The 16860-nt window shown below is 64.0% G+C and carries 15 protein-coding genes; 14 read left to right on the plus strand and 1 reads right to left on the minus strand.

Annotation, left to right across the window (positions count from 1 at the left end; translation table 11 throughout):
• Positions 1-153: 153 nt before the first annotated feature.
• The 14 genes from GPA25_RS16655 (at position 154) to GPA25_RS16720 (ending at position 16402) form a co-directional block, all read left to right on the plus strand.
• Positions 154-1332, plus strand: coding sequence for an ABC transporter substrate-binding protein (locus GPA25_RS16655; protein ID WP_343034981.1), 1179 nt, complete (start codon positions 154-156; stop codon positions 1330-1332).
• Positions 1333-1675: 343 nt separating this feature from the next.
• Positions 1676-4345, plus strand: a complete 2670-nt coding sequence (gene aceE / locus GPA25_RS16660) for a pyruvate dehydrogenase (acetyl-transferring), homodimeric type (RefSeq protein WP_169261531.1) — start codon at positions 1676-1678, stop codon at positions 4343-4345.
• Positions 4346-4365: 20 nt separating this feature from the next.
• Entirely contained in the window at positions 4366-6060 is a 1695-nt protein-coding gene (gene aceF / locus GPA25_RS16665; RefSeq protein WP_169261532.1) for a dihydrolipoyllysine-residue acetyltransferase, read from the plus strand.
• Between the two features lie 12 nt (positions 6061-6072).
• Complete coding sequence (gene lpdA, locus GPA25_RS16670; protein ID WP_169261533.1) at positions 6073-7863, plus strand: dihydrolipoyl dehydrogenase; 1791 nt, start codon at positions 6073-6075, stop codon at positions 7861-7863.
• 207 nt (positions 7864-8070) lie between these two features.
• Complete coding sequence (locus tag GPA25_RS16675; protein WP_169261534.1) at positions 8071-8232, plus strand: hypothetical protein; 162 nt, start codon at positions 8071-8073, stop codon at positions 8230-8232.
• A gap of 252 nt (positions 8233-8484) precedes the next feature.
• Positions 8485-10323, plus strand: a complete 1839-nt coding sequence (locus GPA25_RS16680; protein ID WP_169261535.1) for a GGDEF domain-containing protein — start codon at positions 8485-8487, stop codon at positions 10321-10323.
• Between the two features lie 274 nt (positions 10324-10597).
• The gene (locus GPA25_RS16685) at positions 10598-11401 is read left to right on the plus strand and encodes a flagellin N-terminal helical domain-containing protein (RefSeq protein ID WP_169261536.1); all 804 of its coding nucleotides are present in this window, start codon (positions 10598-10600) and stop codon (positions 11399-11401) included.
• 77 nt (positions 11402-11478) lie between these two features.
• The gene (locus GPA25_RS16690; protein WP_169261537.1) at positions 11479-11865 is read left to right on the plus strand and encodes a flagellar protein FlaG; all 387 of its coding nucleotides are present in this window, start codon (positions 11479-11481) and stop codon (positions 11863-11865) included.
• Between the two features lie 22 nt (positions 11866-11887).
• Entirely contained in the window at positions 11888-13279 is a 1392-nt protein-coding gene (gene fliD, locus GPA25_RS16695) for a flagellar filament capping protein FliD (RefSeq protein ID WP_169261538.1), read from the plus strand.
• Positions 13280-13294: 15 nt separating this feature from the next.
• Positions 13295-13705, plus strand: coding sequence for a flagellar export chaperone FliS (gene fliS, locus GPA25_RS16700; protein WP_169261539.1), 411 nt, complete (start codon positions 13295-13297; stop codon positions 13703-13705).
• A gap of 7 nt (positions 13706-13712) precedes the next feature.
• Complete coding sequence (locus GPA25_RS16705; protein ID WP_246265783.1) at positions 13713-14039, plus strand: flagellar protein FliT; 327 nt, start codon at positions 13713-13715, stop codon at positions 14037-14039.
• A gap of 47 nt (positions 14040-14086) precedes the next feature.
• Positions 14087-15265 carry a flagellar hook-length control protein FliK gene (gene fliK / locus GPA25_RS16710; RefSeq protein WP_169261540.1) on the plus strand — a complete coding sequence of 393 codons (1179 nt, stop codon included), beginning with the start codon at positions 14087-14089 and terminating at the stop codon, positions 15263-15265.
• Positions 15252-15587, plus strand: coding sequence for an EscU/YscU/HrcU family type III secretion system export apparatus switch protein (locus tag GPA25_RS16715; protein WP_211163179.1), 336 nt, complete (start codon positions 15252-15254; stop codon positions 15585-15587). Before fliK ends, GPA25_RS16715 begins: the two co-directional genes overlap by 14 nt.
• Positions 15588-15628: 41 nt before the next feature.
• Entirely contained in the window at positions 15629-16402 is a 774-nt protein-coding gene (locus tag GPA25_RS16720) for a flagellar brake protein (protein WP_169261541.1), read from the plus strand.
• A 78-nt stretch (positions 16403-16480) separates the two neighbouring features.
• Here GPA25_RS16720 and fliE read toward each other — a convergent pair whose 3' ends face one another.
• On the minus strand, positions 16481-16804 hold the full coding sequence (gene fliE, locus GPA25_RS16725; RefSeq protein ID WP_169261542.1) for a flagellar hook-basal body complex protein FliE: 324 nt from the start codon (positions 16802-16804) through the stop codon (positions 16481-16483).
• Positions 16805-16860: the final 56 nt, after the last annotated feature.

Here is a 16860-nt window from a genome sequence, read left to right on the forward strand (position 1 = left end):
ACGGCAATCGGGTTTTCCCCTAGCACGTCCGTCATCGACCGCTGCAGCGCACCAAACGGCAGCCATGACGCGGCCTTCGGGTTTTCGCCAATTCAGTCCGATGGCCGGGACCCGTACATTGAGCCCCCGTCCCCAATCGCGAGAGGCCCCTGCGTGCTGCGTCCCATCTTCGCGTTGCTGTGTCTCATCGCCCTGCCCGCCATCGCCGCCGCCCCGATCAGGGTCGGTGTGTCGGGCCCGTTCACCGGGGGCTCCAGCCCGATGGGCATTTCGATGCGCGAAGGCATCCGCATTGCCGCCGCCGAACTCAACGCCGGCGGTGGCGTGCTCGGGCGGCCGATCGAACTGGTCGAGCGCGACGACGAGGCACGCAACGAGCGCGGCGCGCAGGTGGTGCAGCAACTCATCGACAAGGAACGCGTGGTGGCGGGCCTCGGCATCGCCAACACCGGCGTGGCGCTCGCGAGTCAACGCTTTTACCAGCAGGCGCGCATTCCGGTCGTCACCTCGGTCGCCACCGGCTCGCTGTTGACCAAGCAGTTCCTGCCGCCGCAGCATCCGGACAATTTCGTGTTCCGCGTGTCCGCCAACGACACGATCCAGGCCGCGATGATCGTCGCCGAGGCCGTGGACCGACGTGGCCTGAAACGTGTTGCGATCTTCCACGACGCGACCAACTACGGGCAACTCGGGCGCGAGGATCTGGAGCGCACGCTGGCCCAACGCAACATCCGTCCCGTCGCCGTGGAACGCTTCCAGATTCCCCAGGCCGACATGAGCATGCAACTGCGCCGGGCACGCGACGCGGGCGCGGAGGCGGTCCTGACCTATGGCATCGGCCCGGAGCTCGCACAGATTGCCAATGGCATGGCACGCATCAACTGGCGCGCGCCGCTGATCGGCAGCTGGACGCTGGCGATGTCGAACTTCATCGACAACGCGGGCCCCAACGGCGAAGGCGCGCGCATGCCGCAAACCTTCATCCCCGAGGCAACCACCGCACGCCGCAAGGCGTTCCTCGACGCGTGGAAGAATGCGACCGGCAGCCCGCGCATTCCTGTCCCCCCCGCCGCTGCACAGGGGTATGATTCCCTGCTTCTGCTCGCGGCGGCGATTCGTCAGGCTGGCAGTACGGAAGGCGACCGGATCCGCGAAGCGCTCGAGAACCTGGACGAGAAGATCGACGGGGTCGTCATGACGTATCAGCGCCCCTTCACGCGCGAGCGCCACGAGACGATCACCAGCGTCCACGACATCTTCATGGGCGAGGTGCGCAATGGCCAGGTCGTCTTTGCCTACGATGAAGACCGCCGCCGGGCATCGGCCCGGTGAGCCACGCGCCACCCATTCAGCTTTCTCGATCGGCCGGGAGATATTCCTCTCCCTCCCTCCCCTTCTCCCGGCCGATTTTTTTCCTGCTCCCGCATTCCGCAGCACCTGCGACATCGCGTACTCGGGCTCACGTGCCGTTCGCCGCGAGCGTTTTTTTCCGTCTGCGCGCGGCCAATCCCCACCCGAATTTCGTTACATTGATTATTGCACATCCTGAAATCTCGTTTTAGAATGCGAAACATGTCGATCAATAAACGGGATCGGCGACCCGCGAATTCAGGCTCCAACGCTTCGCAAGGACGGATTCGCTAACCGCTAAGCTCAACGCATAAGGAGACAGAGCATGGCCGCGACACCCAACGTAATACTGCAACCCGACCAGGACAGCCAGGAAACCCAGGAATGGCTGGACGCCCTTCAGGCCGTCGTTGCAAACGAAGGCCCCGAACGGGCGCATTTCCTGATCGAGAAGATGATCGAAGCCGGCCGCGAGGAAGGCATCGACATCCCCTACTCGGCGACGACGCAGTACATCAATACGATTCCGGCCAGCCAGCAGCCGAAGTATCCGGGCAACCCGGACATGGAAATCAAGCTGCACTCCTACATCCGCTGGAACGCGATGGCGATGGTCGTGCGCGCGAACAAGCACACCAACGTCGGCGGCCACATCGCCTCCTTCGCTTCCGCTGCGGCGCTCTACGACGTCGGCTTCTCGCACTTCTGGCGCGCTACCTCGGCGAATCACGGCGGCGATCTGATCTTCTTCCAGGGCCATTCGGTCCCGGGCGTCTATGCCCGCGCCTACATGCTCGGCCGCCTGAACGAGGAGCAACTGGACAGCTTCCGCCAGGAAGTTGACGGCAAGGGCATCTCGTCCTACCCGCACCCCTGGCTGATGCCGGATTTCTGGCAGTTCCCGACGGTGTCGATGGGCCTCGGCCCCCTGTGCGCGATCTACTCCGCCCGCTTCATGAAATACCTCGACAGCCGCGGCTTCATCGAAGCGAAGGACCGCAAGGTGTGGGCCTTCCTCGGCGACGGCGAGACCGACGAAGTCGAGTCGCTGGGCGCAATCGGCATGGCCGCGCGCGAGAAGCTCGACAACCTGATCTTCGTGATCAACTGCAACCTGCAGCGCCTGGACGGTCCGGTGCGCGGCAACGGCAAGATCATCCAGGAACTGGAAGCCGAATTCCGCGGCGCCGGCTGGAATGTCATCAAGCTGATCTGGGGCACCCACTGGGATTCGCTGCTCGCACGCGACACCAAGGGCCTGCTGAAGAAGCGCATGATGGAATGCGTCGACGGCGAGTATCAGACCTTCAAGGCGAAGGACGGCGCCTATGTGCGCGAGCATTTCTTCAACACCCCGGAACTGAAGGCGCTGGTCGCCGACTGGACGGACGACGAGGTCTGGGCACTGAACCGTGGCGGCCATGACCTGTTCAAGATCTTCTCCGCCTACAAGGCCGCCGTCGAACACAAGGGCCAGCCGACGCTGATCCTCGCCAAGACGGTCAAGGGCTTCGGCATGGGCCAGGCCGGCGAGGCGATGAACATTTCGCACCAGCAGAAGAAGCTGGACGAGGAAGCCATCCGCCGTTTCCGCGATCGCTTCGGCCTGCCGGTGCCGGACGACAAGCTCTCCGAACTGCCCTACCTGAAGTTCGCCGAGGACTCGCCCGAGCACAAGTACATGATGGAACGTCGCGTCGAGCTGGGCGGCTTCCTGCCGCAGCGCCGCCGCAAGGCCGATCCGCTGCCGGTGCCGGCACTCGACACCTACGCCGCGCTGCTGAAGGCATCGGGCGAAGGCCGCGAGCTGTCGACGACGATGGCGATCGTGCGCATCATGAACACCCTGCTCAAGGACAAGCAGATCGGCAAGAACATCGTCCCGATCGTGCCCGACGAGTCGCGCACCTTCGGCATGGAAGGCATGTTCCGCCAGTACGGCATCTGGAACCAGCAAGGCCAGAACTACGTGCCGGAAGACCATGACCAGCTGATGTTCTACAAGGAATCGAAGACAGGCCAGGTGCTGCAGGAAGGCATCAACGAAGCCGGCGCGATGGCCGACTGGATCGCCGCCGGCACCGCCTACTCGGTGCACGGCGTGCAGATGGTGCCGTTCTACATCTTCTATTCGATGTTCGGCCTGCAGCGCACGATGGACCTGTGCTGGGCGGCTGCGGACCAGCGCACCCGCGGCTTCATGATCGGCGGCACCGCCGGCCGCACCACGCTCAACGGCGAAGGCCTGCAGCACGAAGACGGCCACAGCCTGCTGCTCGCGAACATGATCCCGAACTGCATCAGCTACGACCCGACCTTCCAGTACGAAGTCGCCGTCGTCGTGCAGGACGGCATGCGCCGCATGTTTGCGGAACAGCAGGACGTTTATTACTACATCACGGTGATGAACGAGAACTACGAGCATCCCGAGATGCCTGCCGGCGCCGAAGCCGACATCATCAAGGGCATGTACGCGTTCAAGAAGGGCGGCGAAGGCAAACTGCGCGTGCAGTTGCTCGGTTCGGGCACGATCTTCCGCGAAGTCATCGCCGCGGCCGACCTGCTGAAGAACGACTGGGGCGTCGAGTCCGACATCTGGGGCTGCCCGAGCTTCAACGAGCTGGTGCGCGACGGTCAGGACGCCGAGCGCTGGAACATGCTGCACCCGATGGAAGCGCCGCGCGTCAGCCACGTCGAGAAGTGCCTCAAGGGCACGACCGGCCCGGTGGTCGCCGCGACCGATTACATCAAGCTGTTCGCCGAACAGATCCGCCCGTTCGTCAAGCGCAGCTACGTTGCACTCGGTACCGACGGTTTCGGCCGTTCGGACACGCGCGAGAAACTGCGCCACTTCTTCGAGGTGGATCGTCACTGGGTCACGGTTGCCGCCCTCAAGGCGCTCGCCGATGACGGCCTGATCGAACGCGACAAGGTAGCCGCCGCGCTGCTGAAGTATCAGCTCGATCCGAACAAGCCGAACCCGATGACCGTCTGAACGCCGAGGGAGATAAAAACATGAGCCAACTCGTAGAAGTAAAAGTTCCGGACATCGGCGATTTCGACGAAGTGCCGGTGATCGAACTGTTCGTCAAGGTCGGCGACACGATCAAGGTCGAAGACGCGATCGCGACGCTGGAATCCGACAAGGCGACGATGGATGTGCCGTCCTCGGCGGCCGGTGTCGTCAAGGAAGTGCTGGTGAGCCTCGGCGATAAGGTTGCCGAAGGCACCGTGCTGATCCGCGTCGAGGCCGCTGACGCCGCAGTTGCCGCGGCGCCCGCCGCTCCGGCTCCCGTAGCCGTGGCCCCGGCGGCGCCGGCCGCGGCAGCCGCCGCGACTGTAGCTCCGGCCGTCGCAGCCGCGGCAGCGCCAGCTGCCGCCGGCCCGATCGAAGTCACGGTGCCCGACATCGGCGACTTCTCCGACGTGCCGGTGATCGAGCTGTTCGTAAAGGTCGGCGACACCATCAAGGTCGACGACGCCATTGCGACACTCGAATCCGACAAGGCGACGATGGACGTGCCGTCCTCGGCCGCTGGCGTCGTCAAGGAAGTGAAAGTCAAGCTCGGCGACAAGGTGTCGCAGGGCAACGTGCTGATCGTCCTCGAAGGCGCGGGCGCAGCGTCGGCCGCAGCCGCACCGGCACCGTCGGCGCCGGCGCCCGCCTCGTCGGGCGTCACCCCGGCGGCCTCGACGGCCGCGTTCGGCCAGTCGGCCCTGTCGGCCCCGGCCATCGTCGTCGCCGCACCGTCGGCGGTCACGCTCGGTGGCAAGGTTCATGCAAGCCCGTCGGTGCGTGCCTACGGCCGCGAACTCGGCGTCGATCTCGCCCAGGTCAAGGCCACCGGGCCGAAAGGCCGCATCCTCAAGGAAGACGTCACCGCCTTCATCAAGGGCGCAATGCAGACCGGCGTCGTGCCGGGCAAGTCCGCGGCAGCTGCCGCAGTCGGCAGCCTGGGCGGAGGTCTCGACCTGCTGCCGTGGCCGAAGGTCGATTTCGCCAAATTCGGCGAGGTCGAATCGAAGCCGCTGTCGCGCATCAAGAAGATCTCCGGCCAGAACCTCGCCCGCAACTGGGCGATGATCCCGGCGGTGACCTATCACGAAGACGCCGACATCACCGATCTGGAAGCCTTCCGCGTCCAGATGAACAAGGAGTTCGAGAAGTCCGGCAAGAAGCTCACGATGCTCGCCTTCATCGTCAAGGCCTCGGTGCGCGCGCTGCAGGAATTCCCCGAGTTCAACACCTCGCTCGACGCGAGTGGTGGTGAACTGAGCCTAGTCTACAAGAAGTACTTCAACATCGCCTTCGCCGCGGACACCCCGAACGGCCTGGTCGTGCCGGTCATCAAGAACGCCGACAAGAAGAGCGTGTTCGAGATCGCCGCGGAATCCGGCGAACTGGCGAAGAAGGCGCGTGACGGCAAGCTCGGCCCGGCCGACATGTCCGGCGCGTGCTTCACGATCTCGTCGCTGGGCGGCATCGGCGGCACCTACTTCGCGCCGATCGTCAATGCGCCGGAAGTCGCGATCCTCGGCGTCAACAAGTCGGTGATGAAGCCGGTGTGGGACGGCAAGCAGTTCGTGCCGCGCCTGACCCTGCCGATGTCGCTGACCGCCGACCACCGCGTCATCGACGGTGCGCTGGCAACCCGCTTCAACGTGTATCTCGCCCAACTGCTGGCCGACTTCCGTCGGGTCATGCTGTAAGGAGGCCGCAACATGAGCCAAGTTGAAGTCAAGGTTCCGGATATCGGCGATTTCGATTCCGTCCCCGTCATCGAACTGTTCGTGAAGGCCGGCGACACCATCGCCGTCGACGACGCGATCTGCACCCTCGAATCGGACAAGGCGACGATGGATGTGCCGTCGTCGGCCGCCGGTGTCGTCACCGAAGTTCTGGTGAAGATCGGCGACCGCGTTGCCGAAGGTGCCGTGCTGCTGAAGCTTGAGTCGGCCGGCGTAGCCGCCGCAGCGCCGGCCGCAGCAGCGCCTGCTCCCGCCGCGGCCCCGGCTGCACCCACAGCAGCAGCAGCAGCGGTTGCCGCCCCCACCGCTGCGAGCCACGCTGGCGCTGCCGACATCGAGTGCGACATGCTCGTGCTCGGCGCCGGCCCTGGTGGCTACTCCGCCGCATTCCGCTCCGCCGACCTCGGTCTCAAGACCGTCATCGTCGAGCGTTACGCAACCCTCGGCGGCGTGTGCCTGAACGTCGGCTGCATCCCGTCGAAGGCGCTGCTGCACGTCGCTGCGGTGATGGACGAGGCCGAACACATGTCCGCCGTCGGCATCACGTTCGCCAAGCCCACCGTCGATATCGACGCACTGCGCGCCCACAAGGACAAGATCGTCGGCAAGCTCACCGGCGGTCTCGCCGGCATGGCCAAGGGCCGCAAGGTCGACATCGTGCGCGGCTACGGCAGCTTCCTCGACCCGAACCACATCGAAGTCGAAGTCACCAGCGGCGACGCGCAGGACAAGACTGGCGAGAAGAAGGTCATCAAGTTCAAGCAGTGCATCATCGCTGCGGGTTCGGCCGCGGTGCACCTGCCCTTCATCCCGCGCGACCCGCGCATCGTCGATTCGACCGGCGCGCTGGAGCTGCGTCAGGTGCCGGCGAAGATGCTGGTCATCGGCGGCGGCATCATCGGTCTCGAAATGGCAACCGTGTATTCGACGCTCGGCACCCGTGTCGACGTCGTCGAGATGCTCGACGCCCTCATGCAAGGGCCGGACCGCGACGCCGTCAAGGTGTGGGAAAAGCAGAACGCCCAGCGCTTCGACAGCATCATGCTCAAGACCAAGACCGTCGCCGTCGAGGCGAAGGAAGACGGCCTGTGGGTCACCTTCGAAGGCGAGAAGGCACCTGCCGGTGCGCAGCGTTACGACATGATCCTGCAGGCCGCCGGCCGCAGCCCGAACGGCAAGAAGATCGGTGCCGAGAAGGCGGGCGTCGTCGTCACGGATCGCGGTTTCATCCCGGTCGACGCGCAGATGCGCACCAACGTGCCGAACATCTTCGCCATCGGCGACGTTGTCGGCAATCCGATGCTCGCGCACAAGGCCGTGCATGAGGCGCATGTCGCGGCGGAAGTCGCGGCCGGCCAGAAGTCCGCCTTCGACGCCACTGTGATCCCCGGCGTCGCCTACACCCACCCCGAAGTGGCGTGGGTAGGCTACACCGAAGAGCAGGCGAAGAAGGAAGGCCGCAAGGTCGAGACCGCGAAGTTCCCGTGGGCCGCCTCCGGCCGCGCGATCGCCAACGGCGCCGACTACGGCTTCACCAAACTGATCTTCGACGCCGAAACGCACCGCGTCATTGGTGGCGCGATCGTCGGCCCGTCGGCCGGTGACATGATCGGTGAAGTGTGTCTGGCGATCGAGATGGGCGCGGACGCGGTGGACATCGGCAAGACCATCCACCCGCACCCGACGCTGGGTGAGACGGTCGGCATGGCGGCGGAAGTTGCGCACGGCAGCTGCACCGACGTACCGGCACCACGCAAGAAGTAAGCAACACACAGAGCAGGTTCAAGGGGCGCTTCGGCGCCCCTTTTCATTTCCGGCATCCGGCGGTTCGACCGTCCCGTCCGCCGGCAACGCACCCCCGCCCAATCGGCGTATTCACTTCAAGCTTGCTCGCCGCGCCGAGTACTGTATATAATTACAGCACTCGACAAACTCGGCCCCGCAAGAAGGGCCATTCCGATGGAGACCGACATGGAACTGTGGATCAATCGACTGCTGATGGGTTGTGGTGGCGCCTCCGGCCTCATGCTCGGCACCGGTCGCGTTGTCGAGGCCTCGACGCTCGCCGCAGCGACGATCTTCGCCGTGTGGTTGATGCGCATGCAGGCGCACGCGACCTTCGACGAGGGATAAGCACGGCTGAACCGCCTCTTCTCGGCGGCTCAATCCATGGATTTCGTATAGCACCACCGTGGAAGGGCTGCCTCAGCCGTGAACACGCTAAGACAGCCCGTTTGCGGCAAAAGCCGCTCCTGGCTCGCCTGCTCCATCCCACGGGCGCAGCACTGCTTCGAACTGGTCGCGAAAGACCCCACCGGCCGGACCGGTATGGCGGCGATGCCCCTATAATCGCCACTTCCGCCGCCTGCACGAGATCTGTCGCCGATGCCCGCCCCCACCCAGCCTTCGGAAATTGCCCGCGAAGTGCTGCGACTGTTCGCTGCGCGCCGCATCCCCCCCACTCCGGACAACTTTCGCACGCTCTATCACGAAGTTGCCGGAACACCAGATGACGAAGGCCCCTTCCCGGAGAAGTTCGTCAAAGCCCTGGCGCGCCAGATTCCGCGCGATACGGCCGAACGCACCCGGCTCGCCCGCCAACTCGACCAGGCACTCGCCGAAGGCAATCCCGAAGCCGGCAACCAGGCTCTGGCGCAGTACCTCGCCAGTTTCAAGGTCGAACAGCCGCAAGCCTGGAACGAACTGATTTCAAACCTGCTGCGGCAGTGGGAGGCACGCCAGATCGGCTGGACCACGGCACGAAAACGCGAATCGCTCGATCGCGTCTTCACCGCCAACGACCCGGCCACGCTCTACGCTCGCCTGCACGGGCTGGTGCGCTCGTGGGCGCAAGCCCCGAAAGATCCCGAAAGCGCACCGGGACGGGATAGTCCCGCGGCCATTGCCCCACCTTCAGCACTTGGCGCAACGACCACGACACCCGCAACGGCGCCACTCACCCCACCCGCCGCCACCGCACCGGACATCCGGCACGTTGCTGCGGGCGAAGCAGGGGATCTCCTGACCAGCCTGCGCGAACTCCTGCTGCTCGCGCTCGAATCGGTCGTCCCTGCGCTACTCGCCGACCAACCCGAAGTCTCGCGCGATGCAGCAGGATTCGCGCGCGCGGTGAAGGCTGCCAGCAGCCCCGACGATCTGCAAACGCTCGCCATCCAGCTGCGGAAATTCGCCTACCGCCTCGAAATGACCGCCGGCGACCGAGCCGAGGTGAACGCCGGCCTGCTCAACCTGCTGCGCCTGCTGCTCGAGAACATCGATCAACTCGTCATCGACGACCTCTGGCTGCACGGCCAGATCGAAGTCCTGCGCGAGATCGTCGGCAAACCGGCAAACGTGCGTCTCATCGACGACGCCGAACGCCGCCTCAAGGAAGTCATCTACAAGCAAAGCCAGCTCAAGCACAACCACTCCGAAGCCCAGCGCTCGCTCAAGGAAATGCTCGCCGGCTTCGTCGACCACCTCGCCAGCTTTGCCGAGACCACCAGCACCTACCACGACCGCATCGGCGAATGCGCCGACAAGATATCCGCCGCACGCGACATCACCGAAATCAGTGGCGTGCTCGGCGAGGTCATGCGTGAATCCCTTGCGATGCGCGACGAAGCCCGCCGCTCACGCGATGAACTCCAGGCCACACGCGAGCGCGCCCGCGAAGCCGAAGCCCGCATGAACGAGCTGCAACAACAGCTCGACGAGACTAGCCGCCTGATGCGCCACGACCAGCTTACGGGCGCCCTCAACCGCCGCGGGCTGGAAGAAACCTTCGACAAGGAATCCGCCCGCGCCCGTCGCCACGGCAGCCCGCTGAGCCTGGCACTGCTCGACCTCGACAACTTCAAACAGCTCAACGATCGCCACGGCCACAAGACCGGCGACGATGCCCTCATCCACCTCGCCACCATCGTCCGCCAGAACCTGCGCCCGCAGGACACCCTGGCCCGCCACGGCGGCGAGGAATTCATCCTGCTCTACCCCGACACCAACCTCGAGCAAGCGCAGACCGCACTCGTCCGCCTGCAGCGCGAACTCACACGCAACTTCTTCCTCGCGGACGAAAACAGGGTGCTGATAACCTTCAGCGCCGGCGTAACCGAATGGAATCCGCAGGAAAGCATGGATGCCGTCATCAAGCGCGCCGACGACGCGATGTACCAGGCGAAGCAAACCGGCAAGAACAAGGTCATCGCCAACCCCGCGACCTGAACTGCCGCCAGCCCGCGTATGCATCGGCCGCGCACTGACTGCAGGTGTATGCTGTCGTACTCTCCCTAACGGGGCCGGACGGACGCTTGTAACGGCTCACACTCCGCTCGATGGGGTGCAGGAAATCGGCAAAAGAAGAAACCACAAAATCGCCTAAAGTTTTCCGGGGTGCCTCCGTTAATTGAATCAACGGCACACACATCGCCCCGACCAAGATGCAAACAGGGCAGGACGCCGGGATAACGAAACACCTCTCTCGCTAAGGAGAAATATCATGGCAATGACGATCAACACCAACGTTGCGTCCCTCAATGCACAACGCAACCTGAGCACTTCACAGAGTTCACTCGCGACCTCGCTTCAGCGCCTGTCTTCCGGCCTTCGTGTCAATAGCGCAAAGGACGATGCCGCCGGCCTCGCGATTTCGGAGCGCATGAACGCCCAGGTTCGCGGCCTCAACGTTGCGATCCGCAACGCCAGCGACGGTGTGTCTCTGGCACAAACGGCGGAAGGCGCGCTTGGTGCGGTGACCGATGCCCTGCAGCGCATGCGCGAACTCGCCGTTCAGTCGGCCAACGGCAGCAACACGTTAGCTGACCGTACCAGCCTGGATGCCGAATATCAGGCCCTCTCCGCAGAAATCACCGATATCGCAACGCAAACCAAGTTCAACGGTCTCGCGATTATCGACGGCGACGCCGGTGCTCAGGTCTTCCAGGTGGGCGCCAACGTTGGCGACACCCTGACCATCACCACAGCCGCAGTGACCACGGTTGCGGGTGATCTCCTGAGCGCAGCGAACGCCAATACGGCAATCGGGGCAATCGACACCAAGCTGGATGTGATCAACGGCGACCGCGCGGACTACGGCGCCGCACAGAGCCGCTTCGGGCTGGCGATCGCCAACCTGCAGACCAGCGCAGAGAACCAGGCTGCCGCCCGCGGTCGGATCATCGATGCCGACTTCGCCTCCGAAACCGCGAACCTGTCGCGTACCCAGATTCTGCAGCAGGCCGGTACCGCGATGCTCGCCCAGGCGAACTCGCTGCCGCAGAACGTGCTCTCGCTGCTCCGCTAAGCTGAAGTCGATCTGACCTGCAACACCGGCGCGGCGCATGAAAATGCCCCGCGCCGTTAGTCCATCAGGGGGATATCATGTCCATCCAGTCTGTAACCGCCGCGCCACCCGCGGTAGTGCAGCCTCCGCAGCGCGCGAGCGATACGGCGACGTCGCCGATCAGCGGCGCGATCGCGGCCAGCGGCGAATCCCGCCCCGTCCAGCCGGTCGACGCTCCCACGGCGCCCGCCGCAACGCCTGGAAATGAAGAGATACTCAAGGCGCTCGACGAAGTCCGCGAAGCGGTCAAACCGGTGGCACAGAGTTTGCATTTTTCGCTAGACCAGGACACCGGACGCACGGTGATCAAGGTCATGGATACTGAAACGAACGAGATGATCCGGCAGATTCCGTCGGAAGACATACTTAAGATCGCGCAGGCGATCGACAAACTGCAGGGGCTGCTGATCAAGCAGGAAGCCTGAGCCGTCCGAGGAGGTTTACATCATGGCAATCAGCGCACCCGGAGTCGGTTCCGGACTGGATATCCGGAGCATCATCAGCCAGCTGATGGCGGTCGAACGCCAGCCCCTTGCACGGCTTGAGTCGCAACAAACCAGTTTTCAGGCACGCCTTTCGGCCTATGGGCAGGTCAAGAGTGCACTGTCCAAGTTGCAGGATGCGGCGAAGGCGCTCACGACCTCGACGAACTTTTCCGCAACCAAGGCAAGCATTGCCGATGCCACGGTCCTGTCTGCGACTTCATCGGCGTCGGCGACCCCCGGTGTCTATTCGATTCAAGTCGACAAGCTCGCCTACGCCCAGCGGGTAGCGAGCAGTGCCATCACCGAACCGACGGTGGGCGCCGGTGACCTGACGATCACCTTTGGCAGCTACGACGCCGGCGGGGCGTTTACGCCGGACGGCTCGGGCGCCAAGACCGTCACCCTGGCTGCCGGCAGCACGCTCGCCGAATTGCGCGACGCGATCAATGCGGCAAAGACCGGGGTGACCGCAAGAGTGATCAACAATGGCACCGTAGACCAGCTCGTGATCAGCGGCGATGCAAGCGGTGCGGCCAAGGCCTTCCAGATCTCGGGCTCCGGTGGGCTCGCCGGTTTCAGCTTCGACGCCGGTAATCCCGGAGGCAGTACCCTGGGCTCCATCCAGGCGGCACAGGATGCCAGCCTGACCATCGACGGGATCGCGGTAACGCGCAGCAGCAACACGCTGACCGACGTCATCGATGGTGTGACGCTTAACCTCACGAAAGGCATGGGTGCTGCCACGACGATTACGGTTGCCCGCAATGACGAGGTGGCAAAAACCGCAATCAATGATTTCGTCGCGGCATACAACGAAGTTAACAAGCTGCTGCGCGATCAGTCCGCATACAACGCAGAAACGAAGAAAGCCGGCACCCTCAATGGCGATTCGGCAATCCGATCAATCCGCAATCAGGTACGCGACGTTTTTCGCGATCCGCTCACCGGCCTGACCGGTGCAACGGCGTTGTCGGATATCGGACTATCGTTCAAGGCGGACGGCAGCCTGTCGATCGATGACACCAAGCTCACCGCTGCGCTCGCCGACCCGACCAAGAACGTTGCCGAACTGTTTGGCGGCAACGGGACCATCAGTGGTTACGCGAAGACCCTTGGCGACACGCTGACCAGCATGCTGGAATCGGATGGCCTCCTGACTTCGCGGACCGACGGCATCAACCGCTCGATCAAGGCGCTCGATGCCCGCAAGGAGGCACTTGAATTTCGGCTTGAGCGCATCGAGGCCCGCTACACGGCGCAATTTACAGCCCTGGATACGATGATGGCCAGCATGACACAGACCGGTAATTTCCTGACGCAGCAACTGGCAAATCTGCCCGGCGCCAACCAGTAATAAGGAACGAAACCTATGTTCGGTTCATTTCCCAACCGCGCCGCCGCCTATGCGCAGGTCGGCATCGAAACCGGCGTAAGCACGGCCGATCCGCACAAGCTGATCCTGATGCTGTTCGACGGCGCGATCCTTTCCATCGCGACCGCCACGGCAGCGATCGAGCGGAACGATATCGCCGCCAAGGGCCAGTCCATCTCGAAAGCCATCGAGATCATCCTCAACGGCTTGAATGCCAGTCTCGACCCGAGCGCCGGCGGAGAGATTGCCGAGCGACTGGGGGCTTTGTACGTCTACATGAGTGAACGCCTGCTCTACGCCAATCTGCATAGCAGCCAGCCCGCGCTGGCCGAGGTCAGCGGCTTGCTGCACACCCTGCGAGAAGCCTGGGAAGGCATCTCCCCCGCGCGTGCCAGCGCCGCCGCGTGAGCCCATCATGAACACGCTCGCGCTGTTCGAATCGATGAGCACGATATCGACCACCATGCTCGAAGTGGCACGCGCCAACGACTGGGACCGGCTCGCCGAGTTGGAGCGGGAGATGGGGCAAATCCGGAACGAGTTGATGCGGATCGAACCGGACCCGCGCGAGAACGCGAAATTGAGCCGCGCGGAACAGGAGCACAAGGCCTCACTGATCGCCGGCATGCTCGAGAACGACCGGGAGATCCGGCGTCATGTCGAGCCATGGCTCGCGAGCACCCGCAAGCTGCTCTCCGGCACGGCCCTCGAACGCGCGGTGCGGGCCGCCTACGGCCCCTGAGGATCTGAGCGCCTCCCGGGCGGTCTTAGCGTAGAGGAGCGATAACGATGATCCCGTCCGATCTCGCCGCCCGCCTCCGCATGCTGACCGAGGCGAGCCTGTTCGACAGCGAACCACCGATCCACGGACCGGCGCGTGTCCGCGAGATCCAGGCGCGGCTGCCGGAGCTGGCGGCGGGCGAGAAGTTCACTGCCACCCTTCAACGCAGCTTGCCCGACGGCACCTTTCAGGCCATTGTCGCCGGCAAGAGCTACACCTTGGCCCTCAATCACGCAGCCAAGGCCGGCGATACACTGGAACTGGTTGTCACCCAGAGCACACCAAAGGCGGTATTTGCGCAACTTGCCCAGCCTGGACTGGCCAGCGCAACGGCCAGCGCCGACGCGAGCCGCCCGAACCTGAGCGCGGTCGGGCGACTGATCGGATTCCTGCTGACCGGACAACCCGACTCCCCCCCCGCCACGCTGGCCGCCGGCAAACCCCTCCTCAACGCGCCACCGGCGAACAACGGCGCAGCGCTCGCGACGGTGCTGCGCCAGGCAATCGCGCAGAGCGGCTTGTTTTACGAGTCGCACCAGTTGCAATGGATTTCCGGGAAAGTCGATACGGCCGCCTTGCTCCAGGAACCCCAAGGGCAACAATCACCCGCGCGCGCGCAGGCTGGCGACACGCCGGAGCCCGGGCGGACGACCGACGGGCGACTTCTCAGCCTCCTTCGACCGACTCCCGAGGCAGGCGCGTCCGTGATGTCTCAAGCGACGTCCTCGGCGGCGGAGGCTACCGACGGCGCTGAGGGGGCGAGCAATCCGAATGCGCAGCCCCAGGGCGGTCCATCACGCGCCACCGTAGTACCCGAACGCCTGATACCGGTGGTACATCAGCAGCTCGACGCCATGGCCACGCAGAATTACGTTTGGCAGGGCCAAGTGTGGCCGGGTCAGGCAATGGAATGGGAAATCGAGGATCCGCAGCGCGATCATCAGGGTGACGCCGGTGACGCGCCCACCGAGTGGAACACCACCGTGCGCCTGAGCCTGCCGCGGCTGGGCGGGGTGGAAGCGCGGCTCATCCTGACCCCCGCTGGCGTGGCCCTTCGCCTGCAAGCCGACGATGCCGATACCGTCAAGGCGCTCGACGAGGGACGGCAACAGCTGGACGCAGCCCTGTCGGCGGCAAACGTCCCCCTCACCGGATTCGTCGCGGAGCGTCGTGATGCCGGACGATGAACGCGCCGATGTCATGCGCGGCGAAGCCGTCGCGCTGAAATACAGCAACGGCGACGGTGCCCCGCGGGTGGTGGCAAAAGGCCGCGGCCTGATTGCCCGCGAGATCATCGAACGCGCACAGGAAGCCGGTGTCTTCGTGCACGAATCCCCCGAATTGGTGGGACTGCTGATGCAGGTCGACCTTGACGCGCGCATTCCGCCGGAACTCTACGTAGCAATTGCCGAATTACTGGCATGGATCTATCGGATCGAACAGGGAGGACGTCCCGGGAATACGCTCCCAGGCGCAGAAGCCTTGGCCGCTGAGCCCCGCAGGCCATAGTCCATGTTATAAATCGGTCTTTGGATTCGCTTCCGTTTCGCATGCGCGACCAGTCCGACGACACCAACCCGCTGCAACCCCTTAATCCGGAGACATTTGCACGCTATGCCGTGCACGACCGGCGCGAGATTCTGCAATTGCTCAACGCACTGATCGAAAAGCGGGTGCTGCTCACCGCATATGTCGATCGCGGACCGTCATTCATCACGGTGGCGCTGGCGGTAACCCCGGATGGCGGATCGCTGATCATCGACGCCAGCCCCGACGAGGCGCTCACCGCTCGCGCTGGGAACGCTGCGCAAGTCGTCTGCACGACGCGCCTGGACAACGTCAGGTTGCAGTTCGCACTGGTTGCACCAGCATGCACCGTGTACGAGAACCGGCCCGCCCTGTGTGCGGCGATTCCGGACAGTATCCTGCGCCTGCAACGCCGGGAGTATTTCCGCCTTTCCACGCCGCAATCGGATCCACTGATTTGCTCGATCGCACAGGAGTTGCCGGATGGGCGCAAGAAATCCATCCCGGTGCGGATCCTGGATATCAGCGGTGGCGGTCTGGCCATTGCCGTACCGCCGGACGATATTTCGTTTGAACCGGGAGCGGAATTCAGTCAGTGCAGTCTCAAGCTGCCAGACGGTGAGCCATTGGCCGTGCGACTGAAAGTGCGCAACCTGTTTCAGGTCGAAAGGCCGAATGGCGTGAAGGTGATGCGTGCCGGGTGCGAATTCATCGGGCTGTCGAGCCAGATGACGGCGCGCATCCAGCGCTACATGTTCAAGCTCGAGCGCGAGCGCAAGACCCGGGAACCCGGCTGAGGGCCTCCGCCGCACGCAAACACGGAACAAAAAAAGAGCCGCTCATCGAGCGGCCATTTTTCCTGAATCCAGGCAAAACTAAACCGGCATATTCATGATGTCCTGATACGCCGTCACCAGACGGTTACGCACCTGGACCATCTGCTGGAATGACAGGCTGGCCTTTTGCAGGTTCACCATCACATCCTGAAGGTTGACGTTCGGATCGCCGGTGGAAAATTCCTGCGCCATTCCACGGGCTTCCTGTTGCGCGGCGCTCACGTCCTTGAGGGCACCCTGCAGCACTTCGGCGAAGTCAACGCCACCAGCGGCCGGCGTGCTTTGCGCTGCCGACTTGCCTGCCGCGGTTTGCGCCGTGGAGCGCAACTCGCCAATCATCTGATCAATTCCACGCGTATCCATAATCTCGACCCCTGAGACCGAGTATCCGTTGCTCCCAGTCTAGCAGAGCAATCGCC

The sequence above is a fragment of the Aromatoleum diolicum genome (assembly GCF_012910955.1).
Lineage (GTDB): Bacteria > Pseudomonadota > Gammaproteobacteria > Burkholderiales > Rhodocyclaceae > Aromatoleum > Aromatoleum diolicum.

Bases quoted from the DNA above. Each gene is read 5' to 3' on its own strand.
- aceE (WP_169261531.1), top strand. From the start codon at position 1,676: ATGGCCGCGACACCCAACGTAATACTGCAACCCGACCAGGACAGCCAG.
- GPA25_RS16715 (WP_211163179.1), top strand. From the start codon at position 15,252: ATGCCGGACGATGAACGCGCCGATGTCATGCGCGGCGAAGCCGTCGCG.
- fliK (WP_169261540.1), top strand. From the start codon at position 14,087: ATGATCCCGTCCGATCTCGCCGCCCGCCTCCGCATGCTGACCGAGGCG.
- GPA25_RS16675 (WP_169261534.1), top strand. From the start codon at position 8,071: ATGGAACTGTGGATCAATCGACTGCTGATGGGTTGTGGTGGCGCCTCC.
- GPA25_RS16720 (WP_169261541.1), top strand. From the start codon at position 15,629: ATGCGCGACCAGTCCGACGACACCAACCCGCTGCAACCCCTTAATCCG.
- GPA25_RS16680 (WP_169261535.1), top strand. From the start codon at position 8,485: ATGCCCGCCCCCACCCAGCCTTCGGAAATTGCCCGCGAAGTGCTGCGA.
- fliD (WP_169261538.1), top strand. From the start codon at position 11,888: ATGGCAATCAGCGCACCCGGAGTCGGTTCCGGACTGGATATCCGGAGC.
- aceF (WP_169261532.1), top strand. From the start codon at position 4,366: ATGAGCCAACTCGTAGAAGTAAAAGTTCCGGACATCGGCGATTTCGAC.
- GPA25_RS16705 (WP_246265783.1), top strand. From the start codon at position 13,713: ATGAACACGCTCGCGCTGTTCGAATCGATGAGCACGATATCGACCACC.
- lpdA (WP_169261533.1), top strand. From the start codon at position 6,073: ATGAGCCAAGTTGAAGTCAAGGTTCCGGATATCGGCGATTTCGATTCC.
- GPA25_RS16685 (WP_169261536.1), top strand. From the start codon at position 10,598: ATGGCAATGACGATCAACACCAACGTTGCGTCCCTCAATGCACAACGC.
- GPA25_RS16690 (WP_169261537.1), top strand. From the start codon at position 11,479: ATGTCCATCCAGTCTGTAACCGCCGCGCCACCCGCGGTAGTGCAGCCT.
- fliE (WP_169261542.1), bottom strand. From the start codon at position 16,804: ATGGATACGCGTGGAATTGATCAGATGATTGGCGAGTTGCGCTCCACG.
- fliS (WP_169261539.1), top strand. From the start codon at position 13,295: ATGTTCGGTTCATTTCCCAACCGCGCCGCCGCCTATGCGCAGGTCGGC.